This window comes from Streptomyces polygonati (assembly GCF_042650325.1).
Lineage (GTDB): Bacteria > Actinomycetota > Actinomycetes > Streptomycetales > Streptomycetaceae > Actinacidiphila > Actinacidiphila polygonati.
Window position 1 is genome coordinate 122986 of sequence record NZ_JBHSBB010000001.1, and the last position, 13115, is coordinate 136100.

General features: G+C 71.3%; 12 protein-coding genes. 1 reads left to right on the forward strand and 11 read right to left on the reverse strand.

From position 1 onward, the window contains the following. The 11 genes from ACFO3J_RS00485 to ACFO3J_RS00535 form a co-directional block, all read right to left on the reverse strand. Nucleotides 1-1089 carry a cupin domain-containing protein gene (locus tag ACFO3J_RS00485; RefSeq protein WP_386424629.1) on the reverse strand — a complete coding sequence of 363 codons (1089 nt, stop codon included), beginning with the start codon at nucleotides 1087-1089 and terminating at the stop codon, nucleotides 1-3. Between the two features lie 78 nt (nucleotides 1090-1167). After that, a complete protein-coding gene (locus ACFO3J_RS00490) occupies nucleotides 1168-2271 on the reverse strand; it encodes an ABC transporter substrate-binding protein (protein WP_386424632.1) in 1104 nt (367 codons plus the stop codon). A 26-nt stretch (nucleotides 2272-2297) separates the two neighbouring features. Next, nucleotides 2298-4187 carry an ABC transporter permease gene (locus tag ACFO3J_RS00495; RefSeq protein ID WP_386424634.1) on the reverse strand — a complete coding sequence of 630 codons (1890 nt, stop codon included), beginning with the start codon at nucleotides 4185-4187 and terminating at the stop codon, nucleotides 2298-2300. Then, on the reverse strand, nucleotides 4175-5350 hold the full coding sequence (locus ACFO3J_RS00500; RefSeq protein ID WP_386424636.1) for an ABC transporter ATP-binding protein: 1176 nt from the start codon (nucleotides 5348-5350) through the stop codon (nucleotides 4175-4177). Before ACFO3J_RS00500 ends, ACFO3J_RS00495 begins: the two co-directional genes overlap by 13 nt. Before the next feature lie 115 nt (nucleotides 5351-5465). Beyond that, nucleotides 5466-6446 (reverse strand): PDR/VanB family oxidoreductase, encoded by a 981-nt coding sequence (locus tag ACFO3J_RS00505; protein ID WP_386424638.1) that lies wholly within the window; start codon nucleotides 6444-6446, stop codon nucleotides 5466-5468. Nucleotides 6447-6451: 5 nt separating this feature from the next. Continuing rightward, nucleotides 6452-7087 carry a 4-carboxy-4-hydroxy-2-oxoadipate aldolase/oxaloacetate decarboxylase gene (locus ACFO3J_RS00510; protein WP_386424641.1) on the reverse strand — a complete coding sequence of 212 codons (636 nt, stop codon included), beginning with the start codon at nucleotides 7085-7087 and terminating at the stop codon, nucleotides 6452-6454. Continuing rightward, complete coding sequence (locus tag ACFO3J_RS00515) at nucleotides 7084-7761, reverse strand: RraA family protein (protein WP_386424644.1); 678 nt, start codon at nucleotides 7759-7761, stop codon at nucleotides 7084-7086. Before ACFO3J_RS00515 ends, ACFO3J_RS00510 begins: the two co-directional genes overlap by 4 nt. Then, nucleotides 7758-8483 carry an RraA family protein gene (locus ACFO3J_RS00520; protein ID WP_386424646.1) on the reverse strand — a complete coding sequence of 242 codons (726 nt, stop codon included), beginning with the start codon at nucleotides 8481-8483 and terminating at the stop codon, nucleotides 7758-7760. The genes ACFO3J_RS00515 and ACFO3J_RS00520 overlap by 4 nt, the downstream gene beginning before the upstream one ends. After that, complete coding sequence (locus ACFO3J_RS00525) at nucleotides 8480-9520, reverse strand: DODA-type extradiol aromatic ring-opening family dioxygenase (protein ID WP_386424649.1); 1041 nt, start codon at nucleotides 9518-9520, stop codon at nucleotides 8480-8482. Before ACFO3J_RS00525 ends, ACFO3J_RS00520 begins: the two co-directional genes overlap by 4 nt. 3 nt (nucleotides 9521-9523) lie before the next feature. Then, a complete protein-coding gene (locus tag ACFO3J_RS00530; RefSeq protein ID WP_386424651.1) occupies nucleotides 9524-10528 on the reverse strand; it encodes an amidohydrolase family protein in 1005 nt (334 codons plus the stop codon). A gap of 415 nt (nucleotides 10529-10943) precedes the next feature. After that, a complete protein-coding gene (locus ACFO3J_RS00535; RefSeq protein ID WP_386424654.1) occupies nucleotides 10944-11915 on the reverse strand; it encodes an alpha/beta hydrolase in 972 nt (323 codons plus the stop codon). 259 nt (nucleotides 11916-12174) lie between these two features. Between ACFO3J_RS00535 and ACFO3J_RS00540 the strand changes: the two genes are divergently transcribed. Then, nucleotides 12175-13086, forward strand: a complete 912-nt coding sequence (locus tag ACFO3J_RS00540) for a universal stress protein (protein ID WP_386424657.1) — start codon at nucleotides 12175-12177, stop codon at nucleotides 13084-13086. Nucleotides 13087-13115: the final 29 nt, after the last annotated feature.

Consider the following 13115-nt stretch of genomic DNA (forward strand, 5'->3'; position numbering starts at 1 on the left):
TCACCGGCTCGGGCGGGCGGCCCGGGCGTAGACGTCGTCCATCCGGCTGGTCGCGCCGTGCCGGGCCAGTTCGGCCTCGAAGGTGGCGCGCACCGAGGGGTCCTCGTCCCGGTACTCGATCTGGTCGCCGCCCTCGGTGGTGGGGCGGTCGATGAGGAACTGCCGGAACATCGGGTACTTCTTGCTGCCCCAGCGCAGCGCCAGGTAGCGGGCCGGGGTCGGGCCGCTGTTGAAGTGCTGGTGGAACCACTGCTCGGGCGGCACCACGATCGAGCCGGCCTTCCAGTCCACCTTGCGGACCGGTTCGCCGTCCCGCCACAGCAGCGAGAAGCCGGTGCCGCCGAGGATGATCACATGGGCGCCGGCGTTGTGCCGGTGGGCCTTCTTGTAGGTGCCGACCGGGAACTGCGAGACATGGCCGCACAGGCTGTTGTCCGCGATCTCCAGCATCACATTGCTGCCGCCGGCGCCCCGCGCGTCCCAGGACTTCAGCTCGATGTCCGCCGCGTCGGGGATGAACCGGCTCTCCCAGACCCGGTTCTGGTACGCGGTGCCGGCGCCGCTGAAGTCGTCCTTGCCGGCCCCGAAGCGGTCGGTGAAGTCGAAGTCGCAGTCGTAGACGAACGAGCGGTTGTGGAAGAGCCGCATCACCAGCGGGGCGCTGGTCACGGTGTAGAAGCGGGCGGGCTGCGACCCGCTGCTGTTGAAGTGCTGGGCATAGGCGTTGAGCGGCACCGAGAAGACGCTGCCGGCGTTCCACTCGAACTCGGAACGGTCCCCGGCGGAGTTCCACACCCGGGTCAGGCCGCGGCCGGACACGACGTAGGTGATCTCCTCGTAGAGGTGGCGTTCCGGCGCGGTCTCCCCGCCGGGGGCCAGCTCGATGATGTGCGCGTCGTTGACGTCCTCCGCGCCCTCCAGCCGGGCCACCGCGGCGCGGCAGCCGCGCCGGGCCCAGTCGCCCAGCTCAACGGTGTTCAGGTCCTCGATGAACAGGCCCGACACGACCTTGAGCCCCTCGTCCGCCAGCCACTGGTCGTAGGCCGTCGGACGCTTGATCGTGGGCAGCTCGGTTTCGGCCACCGTCATCTGATGTCTCCTCGCTGGATCGCCGGAAGGTGCGGCCGGACCGGCCGGGAAGGCCGGCCGACTGCCACCCGCGACGGGTCAGTTGTTGCCGATCAGGCTCTTGATCAGGGCGGTCGCCTGCTTCGTGCCCTTGGTCAGGAAGTCCCACGAGTTGGTGTCGAAGTAGGTCTTGCCGGGCTTCGGGATGGTCCAGTCCGGCAGGTCGGACGGCGGCGTGACGTCGGTCCGGGTGCTGACGCTGTCGTAGGCGGTGTTCCACGCCTTGTTGCCGTCCGGGCAGGCCAGCCACTGGGCGAGCAGCTTCGCGGCGTTCGGGTGCGGCGGCTTGTTGGAGACGCCCAGGAAGCCGAAGCCGCTGGTGGTCTGCTCCAGATCGGGCGAGACCACCTGGATCGGCAGCCCGTCGGACATCGCCTTGCTGACGTCCAGCTGGCCGACCGCCAGCGCGACCGCGTACTTGCCGCGGGCCAGGTCGTCGGTGCCCTGCCGGGAGTCGGTGATCAGCACCGGCTTCTGGTCCTTGTAGAGCTGCTTGACGAACGCGTCGCCGTAGCTCGGGTCGGACTGGAACATGCCGACGTTGTAGACCGCGCCGCCCGGGGTACGCGGGTCGATGGTGGCGATCTTGCCCTTCCACTTGGGGTCGAGCAGGTCCTTCCAGGTCTTGATCTCGCCCGGCTTGACCTTGTCGGTGTTGATCACGATCGGCACGCTGACGTACTTGCTGATGCTGAGGATCTCGCTGGTCGGGTCCACGTACGGGACCTTGCCGCCCTGCCAGCCGGTGGGGGCCAGCTCCTGCGGGGTCAGCACCTGCGGGAGCGGCTCCAGCCAGCCCTGCTTCTGGTAGCTGTTGGCCATGGTGTCGGCGCCGCCGACGAACACGTCCTGCGAGTAGATGCCGGCCTTGCGCTCCGACTGGAGCTTGGCGGCGTTGTCCTTGCCGGAGGTGCCGATGTAGTCGAGCGTGACGCCGTACGTCTTCTGGAACGCGGCCGGCAGCTGCTGCCGGATGGTGTCGGTGGGCGAGCCGGACATGACGACCTTGCCCTCCTTCTTCGCCGCCGCGGCCAGCGCGCCGTTGGGCGCCGGGCACAGGGCGTTGACCTTGGCCGAGGTGTCGCTGCCCAGGGCCGAGGAGTCGGAGCCCGAGCCGGAACTCGATCCGCAGGCGGTTGCCACGAAGGCGACGGCGGTGCCGGCGCAGATCAGCTTCCAGTTGCGGTGAGCGATGTTTCTCTTGATGACGCACCTGCTTTCGTAGTGGAGCGCGGTGAAGGGGGGACGCTGCCGGTGGTCCGCGCGCGGCGGGTCGTGGGTCTGCGCAGCCGGCCGCTGGTGACGGCGCGGGCCAGCAGGGCGACTCCGACGGTGATCACGCTCATCAGCACGCCCAGGACCGAGGCCTGTTCGAGCGCGCCGCTGGTGCTGTACTCCAGCAGCAGCAGGGACAGCGGTCTCGAGTCGTTGCTGCTGAGCAGCACCACCGTGCTGACGTCGCTGACGGCGGCGTTGAAGGTGAGGATCGCGGCCGCGGCCATCGAGGGTCCCAGCAGCGGCAGCAGGATGTGGAAGTAGGAGCGGATCTGGCTGGCCCCGCAGATCCGGGCCGCGCGGTCCAGGTCCGGACTGATCTGCAGCAGCGCGGCCTTCAACTGCTGCGTGCCGGTGGCCATATGGCTGATGACCAGGGCCAGGACCAGGCCGAAGAGATTGCCGTAGAGCACCGTGCGCAGTGGCGTGCCCAGGTAGACCCAGAGCAGTCCGAGGCCCAGCAGCATGCCCGGTACGGCGGCCGGCAGCCATGCCATCAGGTCGATGCCGCCCCGGGTGGGGAGCTGGCTGCGGACGACGGCGAAGGCGACCGCGAAGTAGACCACGCCGCCGATCAGAGTGGCGAACAGCCCGATGAGCAGGGTGTTGCGCACCGAGGAGGCGAACAGGTTGTCCTCGAACAGCGCCGACCAGTGGGCGGTGGTGAAGGGGTGGGCGAGCTGGAAGAAGCCGAACCGCCGCATCAGCGAGCCGACCACGATGGCCCCCATCGGGAGCACCACCGCGATGAAGGTGTACAGGCCCATCCCGCCGGCGACCACCCAGCGGCGCACCCGGCCGAGCCGGATCGGCTCGTCGTTGAAGGTGTGCGCGCCGACCGTGATGTAGCTGCGGTTGCGGGTGGCGAGCCGCTGCATGATGGCCAGCATGATCAGGATCGGGATGAACACCGAGCCCAGCGCGGTCGCGACGCCGAACTCCGGCGGGGAGTTCTCCAGCCAGTTGTAGATCTGGGTGGAGTACACGTTCAGGCCGATCGGCGTGCCGAGCAGCAGCTCGATCTCGAAGGTCTTCAGCGAGTAGACGAAGCTGAGCAGCGCGGCCGCGATGATGGCCGGGCGCATCACCGGGATGGTGATCATCACCAGGGTGCGCAGCCGGCTGGCCCCGCAGATCTGCGCGGCCTCCTCCATCGACCGGCTCATCCGGCGGAAGGCCGGCACCAGCAGGATCACCATGATGGGCACCGTGGTGGTGGTCAGGTGGTCCCAGATGATGCCCCAGTAGCTGTAGATGTTGAACGGCCCGTTGGTGACGCCGCCCAGCCCCGGTATCTCCCGGATCAGCTGGTTGACCGCGCCGTTGGCCGGGTCGAGCAGCAGGATCCAGCCGAGCGTCATGGACAGCGGCGGGATGAAGAAGGCGAACCAGAGGAAGACCTCGACGATCTTGCCGCCGGGCATGTCGGTCCTGGCGATCAGCCAGGAGATGACGGTGGCGATCACCATCCCGATCAGCACCCGGGGCACGGCCAGCCGCACGGTGTTCCAGCCGGAACGCCACAGCGCGCTGTCGCCGAAGGCGGTGCGCCAGTTCTCGAAGCCGTAGTGGGTCGGGTCGCCGGGGCCCGCCGTGTTGAGGCTGTTGACCAGCAGCAGCACGATGGGGATCACGGTGACCGCGGCCACCAGCAGCAGCACGACGACGCCGGTCAGTTTGGAGCCGCTGGAGCGCCGGGCCCGGATCAGCCGGCGGACCGCGCCCGGCGCCGCCTGCTCGGCGTCGTCCGGGGCGAGCGGCAGCAGGCCGGTCACAGCGGCCACACCATGGTGCGCTGGGGGTCGACCTCGATGACGACCTCATCCCCGGGCTGGTGGACGACCCGGCGCGGGGCGTCGAGCAGCACCTGGGAGCTGGCGATGTCGAGGACGTACTCGAAGCTGTCGCCGAGGTAGACCGACGACACCACCCGGGCGGCCACCTGGTTGGGCGCCGGCTCTCCCGGCGGGCGCCGCTTGATGTCCACGTCCTCGGGCCGCAGGTGCACGCCCACCCGGTCGCCGTTCTTCAGTCCGGCCGGCGGTTCCACACCCGCGATCAGGCCGACCCGCCGGCCGCCCTGGTCGAGCAGCACCCGGCGCTCGGCCGGGTCGCCGTCGAGGACGCCCTCGACCACGATCAGCCGGCCGAGGAAGTCCCGCACAAAGGGGGTCTTTGGGCGCTCGTAGAGGTCGGTGGGCCGGCCTATCTGCTCGATCCTGCCCTTGTTCATCACCGCGAGCCGGTCGGCCATGGACAGCGCCTCGTACTGGTCGTGGGTGACGAAGAGCATGGTGATGCCGAGTTCCTGGTTGAGCCGGCGGATCTCGCGCCGCATCTGGGTGCGCAGCTTGGCGTCCAGGTTGGACAGCGGCTCGTCGAGCAGCAGCAGGTCGGGGGTGTAGACCAGCGCCCTGGCCAGCGCGACGCGCTGCTGCTGGCCGCCGGACAGCAGGGTGGCCGGCCGGTCGGCCATCGCCTCCAGGCCGGTGACCGCGAGGATCTCCTCGACCCGGCGGCGGCGCTCGGCGCGCTTGACACGGCGCATCCGCAGCGGGAAGGCGACGTTCTGGGCCACCGTCATGTGCGGCCAGATCGCGTAGGACTGGAAGACCATCGCGAGGTCGCGCTTCTCCGACGGCAGGAAGGTGCCCTGCTGGACGTCGGCCAGGGTGCGCTCGCCCATGGTGATCGAGCCGTCGTCGATCTTCTCCAGGCCGGCCACCATCCGCAGCGTGGTGCTCTTGCCGCAGCCGCTGGGGCCCAGCAGCGCGAAGATCTCCCCCTTCCGCACATCGAGGTCGATGTGGTCGACGGCGGTGACCTCGTTGAACGTCCGGGTCAGGCCGGTCAGTCGGAGCTGGACGGCGGAGTCACCCGACGGCTGGTCCACCGGATCTGCGGTCGGGCCCCTGAGGCGGTCCGGCGTGGTCGCCCTCATAGACATTGCGGCTCCTCGGATCTGTCGTCGTGGTGTCGTGAAGCGGGAGAAAAGGGGTGCGGGAAAGAAAGGGTGCGAAGGAGGGAGAAGGGAGTGAGGGGGTGAGGGGGACCAAGGGGATCTACAGGTCGAGTACGAGCAGCTCCGAGGCCGACCGCCCGACGCAGATCATCATCGTGTCGCCGCGTTTGCGCTCCTCGTCGGAGAGCACGCTGTCGTGGTGCTCGGGGACTCCGGCCAGCACCCTGGTCTCGCAGGATCCGCAGTAGCCCTCCTCGCAGGAGAACCCCACGTCCGGTGCGACCTCGCGGACCACGTCCAGCAGCGTCCGGTCCGGCGGCACCGCCAGCGTCAGCCCGCTGTGCCGCAGTTCCACGGTGAATCCGCTCGCCCCCCGCGGCGGTCCCGCAGCGGCGGGCGCGGCGCCCGGCGGCGCGCCGAACCGCTCGATGTGCAGGGCCCCCGGCCGCAGGGCCGCGCACGCCCGGGTCGCGGCCTCGACCATGCCCTCGGGGCCGCAGCAGTAGACGGCGGTGCCCTCGGGCGCGCCCTCCACCAGCTCGGCGAGCGGCAGCAGGCCCCGCTCGTCCTGCGGCACGATGTGCACCCGGTCCGCGTCGACATCGGTGAGCGCCCCGGTGAAGGCCATGCCGGCCCGCGAGCGTCCGCCGTAGTGCAGTTCCCAGGAGGCGCCGGCCGCCGCGACCCGGCGGACCATCGCCAGGATCGGTGTGACACCGATCCCTCCGGCCAGGAAGAGGTAGTGCGGCGCGTCCACCAGGGCGAAGTGGTTGCGCGGGCCGCGCACCTGGAGCGTGCGCCCGACCAGTGCCGAGTCGTGCACCTCGGCCGACCCGCCCCGGCCGCGCTCCTCGCGGAGCACCGCGACGGTCCAGGAGTACGGGTCGTCCGGCGGCCCGCACAGCGAGTACTGCCGGACCGCCCCGCTGGGCAGCCGCAGGTCGATGTGCGCGCCCGGCGCCCAGGCCGGCAGCTCACCGCCGTCCGGATCGACCAGGGTCAGCGAGACCACGCCCGCGGCTTCCAGCCGGACCTGCCGGACCAGCAGCTGCCGGGCCTCGAAGACGGCCAGTTCTGTCATGGCGCTCAGTCCGTGCCGGCCGGTCGGAAGCCGTAGATGTCCAGGGTGAGTTCACCCTCGGCGATCCGGCTGAGATAACCGGCCTCGGCGGCTTCGCGGGCCAGCCCGGCCGCGAGCACCGCGTCGGCCGACAGCCGCGGGATCACCACGACCCCGTCGGCGTCGGCCACCACCAGATCGCCGCGGGCGACCGGGACACCGCCGAGCGTGATCGGGTCGCCGACCGTTCCCGCGTCGTCCTTGACGGTGGTGCGCACCGCGACCGAGGAGCTGAAGACCGGGAAGCCGCGCTCGCGCAGCTGGTCGGTGTCGCGCACCCCGCCGTCGATGACCAGCCCCAGCACGCCGCGCGCCGCGGCCGCCGCGCTGAGCACCTCGCCCCAGTAGCCGCAGGCCTCCTGGCGGCCGTCGACCACCAGCACATCGCCGGGCCGGGCCAGTTCGAGCGCGATGTGCAGCGGCAGGTTGTCGGCCGGCCCGGTGGTGACCGGCAGGGCCCGGCCGACCACGGCGGCGCCCGCCCAGACCGGCCGGATGCGCGGCGGCAGGAAGCAGTTGAGCTTGGACGCCTCGTAGAGCGTCGCCGTCCCCAGCCGCAGGAAGGCGGCGGAGTCGAAGTCCTGGGATGCGACGGTCGTCATGCCTGGCTCCTTTGCAGCAGGTGGTAGCCGTGCGCGGCGCGGGCGGCGGCCAGCGAGCGGCCGGCGATCACGTCCTCGACGATGCGCGACTCGCGTTCGTGGATGGTCCGGCAGATCTCCGCCACCTCGTCCTCGACATCGGGCGGCACGGCGACCACGCCGTCGTCGTCGGCGATGATCAGCTGGCCGGGCAGCACCTGGACGCCGCCGATCCCCACCGGGCACTGCACATCGCGGACCTCGACCCGGTCCTTGCCGGTGCGCATGTAGCGGCCCCGGGTGAACAGCGGATAGTTCAGGTCGAGGGCGCGCCGTACGTCCCGGCAGACGCCGTCGATCACGGTGCCGGCGATCCGGCGGTTGTCGGCCATCGCGGTGAGGATGTCGCCCCACACCGTGCAGTCGGTGCGGCCGGAGTTGTCGAGCACGGCCACCTCGCCGGGCTTGACGTCGTCCAGGTAGTCGCCCACCGTGCCGGCCGGATGCCCGGCGGCGACGTAGGAGACGGTGTACGCGCGTCCGAAGACCGCGGTGCCGTCGGCCAGCGGGCCGATGCCGAGCAGGCAGCCCTCCCGGCCGACGCGGTCCAGGGCGTCGGCGACGGTGGCGGTGGAGTAGCCGCGCAGCGGGTGCGCGGGCTCGGCGGGCTCCGGGGCGTTGGGTTCGCCGGTCACGATCCGGACTCCTCTGTGGTGGCGGGGAATTGGCTGTCGTGCATGACCTCGGAGACCGGTCGTCCCTGGTCGACGGCGTCGGCCATGGCGCTCTCGCGGGCCACGATGCGTTCGGCGAAGGCGACGATCCGCGGGGCGTCGGGGCCCGGTACGAAGGCGACGCCGTTGCCGTCGGCGATCACGTAGTCGCCCGGCCGCACGGTGACGTCGCCGAAGGTGACCGGCTCGTCCATCGCGTGCTGGACCACCCGGCCGCGTGCGCTGACCGGTACGACCGCCCGGGCGAACACCGGCAGTCCGAGGTCGCCGCTCTCGGCGGCGTCCCGGCAGGCGCCGTCCACCAGCACTCCGGCGATGCCCCGGGCGACGGCCGCCCGGCTGAGGATGCCGCCCCAGCAGGACACGTCCAGCCGCCCGCCGTTGGCGACGACCAGCACGTCCTGCGGTCCCGAGGTGTCCACCGCCGCGGCACCGACATGGCCGGCCGGGCGGTCGCCGCGGCGCGGTCCCACCTGGACGGTACGCACCCGGCCGGCCACCACGCGGTCCACCGGCCAGACCGGGCGGGGGCCGAGCACCACGGTGGACAGGCCGTAGGCGTCCAGCGCGTCGGAGATCGCACAGGAGTCCAGCGCCCGCAGCCGTTCCAGCACGCCGTCCGCATCGGCGGTCTCCGGGCCGGGCGCCGGGCCGGTCTCCGGCGTTTCGTCGGTCGTCGTCATCGCGCCGCCTGCCCTCGGTCGTCCTGCCAGGTCATGAAGGCCATCGCGCAGCCGGTGCCGGCCTCGGCGCGGTAGCAGGGCTCGTAGCCGACCAGTTCGGCGGTGAGCGACGAGGACCGCAACGCGCCGGCCACCACGATCCAGTTGCGCATCTCCGAGGTCCCGGACCGCAGTACGGCGTCCGGCAAGGAGCGCAGGTGGTCGGTGTCCCGGCTGGTCAGTGCAGCGATGAAGGCACGGTCCAGCTCCTCGTCCACCACGAAGTGGCTCAGCCCGCCGGAGGCGACGACGCCGACCCGCAGCGGCTCGGGGAAGCTCCGGATCGCCTCGCCCAGCGCCACCCCGAAGTCGAAGCAGCGGGCGGCAGACGGCGGGTTCGGCTCCCAGAAGGTGTTGACGAAGACCGGCACCGTGGGCGGGATACGGGACGGGTCGCCGCCGAGCAGCTGCTCGAAGACGAAGCCCCAGCCGTGCGGGATCCCCGAGTTGCGCCATTCGCCGGGCGGCAGCTCCCTGGAGGCGGCCGGGTCGAAGCCGGCCGCCGAGGTCCGCTCGATCAGATGCCGTGCCAGCACCGGGTGGCCCGGCCGGACGGTGCTCACCGCCGGCACGTTGGCCACCTCGGCGACGGCCAGACCGGGCTTCATCCGGTCCAGCTGCTCCTGGGTGAAGGGCTCGTGCCGCATGGTCTCGCCCCAGTAGAAGGCGAACTGCGGCAGCAGCTCGTCACCGAAGACCTCCTTGTGGTCGCTGCTCACCACCACCAGGGCGTCCAGCTCGGCCGCGTCGATCCGCCGGCCCAGCTCCTCGATGTCGGCGCGGCAGGCGGCGTGGCGGCGGTCGCGCTCGTCCGGCGCGCACTCGGCGGCGAAGCCGGGGGCGCGCAGCGCCAGCAGTTCGTCGTAGGGGTATTCCGCGCCCCGGTAGACCAGTGCCTTGTTGGCGCGGTCGGCCCTGGCGCGCAGTCCCCAGTCCGCCGGCGCGGTGTTCAGCAGGGGGCCGTGGGAGGTGCCCACGCCCAGTACGAGATCGGCCATCGGTCAGACCTCGATACGGAACAGTTCGGCGGCGTTCGTCTCGAACAGCGCCTTGCGGTCGGCGTCGGTCAGCCAGTCGATGTCCTCGATCAGCAGATGGATGTCGTCGATCCAGCGGCCGGTCTCCGGGTCCTTGACCGATCCGGTGCCCGGCTTCTCGGTGCCGAACAGGCAGCGGTCCACCCCGACGGTGCGCAGCAGGAACTCGATCGAGTCACGGGTGTAGAGGCAGGTGTCGTAGTGCAGCTTGCGCAGCCGCTCCTCGAAGGTGGTGCCCGCCCTGAGCGCCGCCGGGTAGAAGCGGCCCTTCTGGTACGGGATCGCGCCGCCGCCGTGCGACACCACGATCTTCAGATCGGGGAAGTCGTCGAGCACCTTCGACTGCAGCAGCCCGGCCACCGCGAGCGTCTCCTCCTGCACGAAGTGCAGCGAGTAGCTCTCCCGGGCCGGGGGCCGGCAGGCCGCCGAGTGGATGATGGCCGGCACGTCGAGTTCGCACAGCGCCTCCCACACCGGGTACCAGAAGCGGTCGCCGATGGCCGGCGGCTGGCGCAGCCCTTCGTAGGGATCGGTGTTCAAGGTCGCGCCGACGAAGCCCAGATCGTTGACGCAGCGGCGCAGTTCCCTGGTCCACTCGGCCGGGTCCAGCTCCATCGACTGCGGCATGCCCGCCACGCCCCGGAAGCGGCTGTCCGCCTCGCAGCACAGCGCGATGACGTCATTGGTCTCCGCGGTGAACCACTCGACCAGCTTGGCCGGGCTCTCGCTGTGCATCATCTGGAACGGCCGCGGCGATATGAACTGGATGTCCACCCCGGCCTGGTCCAGGTGCTCCAGGTGGGAGACCTTGCCGAAACTCGGGTGCGGCGCGTTCAGCGCCTCGACGACGTGCTCCATGGTCACCCCCGAGTGGCCGTGCCCGTGGGCTCCGCGATGGGACAGCAAGCCGGCTTTGTACGCGTAGAGCTTGTCGGGGGCGGTGACGTGCCCGTGAACGTCGATGTACATGGCGCGGTCCTTCTCACGATCGGAACGGGCAAGGCCCGCCGCGGCCCGGAAGGGCGCCTACGGCTTCCTCGCCGGGTGTCCTGAACCATAGGCATGTTGTGCCCCATGTGGAATAGTTCCAGCGAAAATTCCTCATAGAGGGACGTTGAGCGGTTCGCCGCCCGCCGGCCGCGCCGGATCGCGCGCCCGGCCGGACACACCGGCGACACCGAAGGCCGCTCTGACGTGCGCGTTCCGCAGCCGGTGGAGCGCCATCCTAAGTCGGATTTCTGTCAGTGGACTCTGATAACAGCATGTTCGACATCAAAGAACTGCCGCAGCAGCCTCTCGCGACTCGGTAGTTTTCAGACACGCCACGACCACCGGGCCACTTTCGCCCGGGCCGCGCTTCCGAGGCGGACACCGCCGCCGATCGCTAGATCAGGAAGGCCTCGCCGATGGCGTCGACCGCGAGTTTCCTGGCGACGTTCGCGGCCCGGGTGTCGCGGAGGCTGTCGAGCATGAGGAAGTCGTGCACCGTGCCCTGGACGCGGACCGCCGTGACGCTCACGCCGGCCTCCCGCAGGCGGGCCGCGTATGCCTCACCTTCATCCCGCAGCACATCGGCCTCACCGGTGACGACCAATGTCATGGGCAGCCGACCGAGCCGGTCCGCGCTCGCCAGCAGCGGAGCGGCGTACGGCTCGGCGCGCTGCCGGGGATCGCTGGTGTACTGGTCCCAGAACCAGGCCATGCCGGCGCGGGTGAGGTAGTAGCCGTCGGCGAATTGCCGGTAGGAGGCTGTGGTGAAGTCGGCATTGGTGACCGGATAGAGCAGAATCTGGGCCGCGAGCGGAATGCCGCCGCGCTCCCCGGCCATCAGGGCGAAGACCGTGGCCATGTTCCCGCCGGCCGAATCCCCCGCGACGGCGATACGCGCGGTGTCCAGGCGGTATTCGCCGCCGCGCCGGCGGATCCATTCGCCCACCGCGTAGTTCTGCTCGATCTGGGTGGGGTATTTCGCCTCGGGCGCCCGGTCGAAGAGCGGGAACACCACGGCGGCGCCGGCTCCGGCGGCGAGTTCGCGCACCAGGCGGTCGTGGGTGGTCTCGTCGCCGAAGACCCAGCCCCCGCCGTGCAGGAAGAGCACCACGGGCAGTTCGCCGTCCGCGCCCCGGGGGCGGACGATCCGCGTACGGACCTGCCCGTAGCGGCCGGCGTCGACGGTCACCCAGGTCTCGTCGACCTCCGGTTTCCCGACGCCCTGACCGCTCTGGAGCCCGACGAGGCGGTCCCGTCCCGTCCCGGGCGGCAGCTCGTAGCTTCTCGGATGGGGAAAGGCCGCCTCCGCCAAGGCCCGCGCGGCGGGTTCGAGGGACGGAGCGGGCGGCGGCGGCAGTGCGGTCATGATCGGAGTGCTCCCGTGCGGACGGCCGGATGTCGAGTACAGGAAAGCCACCGGCCGGGCTGCCGCCAGCTCGGCCGCGCCCCAAGCCGCCGCGCCCGGCACGCCGTTCACCTGGACAGCGCAACCGCACGGGGCGTCCGGGTCCTGGCGATCAGGCCCGGGGGGCCGGTCGGCCCCCCGGGAATGGACCGACGGCCCCTCCTCCCGTGCGGCACCGGCCGCGAGGCTGGGAGCGAAACGCCTGAAGGAGGCCACTGTCATGATGCGTACCGTTGTCGCAGGTCTGGATGGTTCGCCCGAAAGTCTGTCCGCGGCCGACTGGGCGGCCCGCGAGGCCGAGAGCCGCGGGCTGCCGCTCCGCCTGGTGCACGCCTGGGAATGGCAGCCCTATGACTACGACACCCGTGGGTCACTGGCCGACGCCGACCTGACGCGTCAATGGGCCGAGCGGATACCGCGCGAGGCATCGGCCGCGTTGCGGCGCCGCTACCCCGGACTGCCGATCACCGCCGACCGGATCGCCGGCCGGGCGGCTCCGACGCTGCTGTCCGCGGCCGCGGAGGCCGAACTCCTCGTGCTGGGATCACGCGGTCTGGGCACCCTGGCCGGATTCGCCTTCGGCTCGGTCTCGCTCGCGGTCGTGGCGGCCGCCACCCGGCCGGTCGTACTCCTGCGGGCCGGTGGGCCGGCCGGGGCCGGACAGCGACCGCACGAGGAAGGCGAGCCGTCGAAACCGACCGGGGACGGCGCGGTCGTGCTCGGCCTCGACCTGGAGCGCCCCGGCGACGCGGTGATCGCGTTCGCCTTCGACGCCGCGGCCCGGCGGAGCGTCCCGCTGCGCGTCGTCCACAGCTGGTCCCCACCGGCGATCTACGGTTACGCACCCGTGGAAGTCCCGGCGGACCTCGGTCTCGATCTGGCGGCCAACGTCGCGCAGACCCTGGCGCAGAGGCTGCTGCCATGGCGGGAGAAGTTCCCCGATGTCCGGGTGACCACCGACATCCGACTGGGCGGCACGGCTCCGCTTCTGATCGAGGCCTCGTCCGGCGCCTCGCTCCTGGTCGTCGGCCGTCGCACCCGCGGCTCCGCACTCGGCTCGCACATCGGCCCGCTGACCCACGCCGCCCTGCACCACTCCTCGGCCCCGGTCGCCGTCGTCCCGCACGCCTGACGCGCCACCGCGCGAGCTGTGCCAACGGC

Excerpts from the sequence above, each read along its gene's own strand:
- ACFO3J_RS00500 (WP_386424636.1), bottom strand. The coding sequence starts at position 5,350 with ATGTCTATGAGGGCGACCACGCCGGACCGCCTCAGGGGCCCGACCGCA.
- ACFO3J_RS00540 (WP_386424657.1), top strand. The coding sequence starts at position 12,175 with ATGATGCGTACCGTTGTCGCAGGTCTGGATGGTTCGCCCGAAAGTCTG.
- ACFO3J_RS00520 (WP_386424646.1), bottom strand. The coding sequence starts at position 8,483 with ATGACGACGACCGACGAAACGCCGGAGACCGGCCCGGCGCCCGGCCCG.
- ACFO3J_RS00535 (WP_386424654.1), bottom strand. The coding sequence starts at position 11,915 with ATGACCGCACTGCCGCCGCCGCCCGCTCCGTCCCTCGAACCCGCCGCG.
- ACFO3J_RS00505 (WP_386424638.1), bottom strand. The coding sequence starts at position 6,446 with ATGACAGAACTGGCCGTCTTCGAGGCCCGGCAGCTGCTGGTCCGGCAG.
- ACFO3J_RS00525 (WP_386424649.1), bottom strand. The coding sequence starts at position 9,520 with ATGGCCGATCTCGTACTGGGCGTGGGCACCTCCCACGGCCCCCTGCTG.
- ACFO3J_RS00530 (WP_386424651.1), bottom strand. The coding sequence starts at position 10,528 with ATGTACATCGACGTTCACGGGCACGTCACCGCCCCCGACAAGCTCTAC.
- ACFO3J_RS00485 (WP_386424629.1), bottom strand. The coding sequence starts at position 1,089 with ATGACGGTGGCCGAAACCGAGCTGCCCACGATCAAGCGTCCGACGGCC.
- ACFO3J_RS00510 (WP_386424641.1), bottom strand. The coding sequence starts at position 7,087 with ATGACGACCGTCGCATCCCAGGACTTCGACTCCGCCGCCTTCCTGCGG.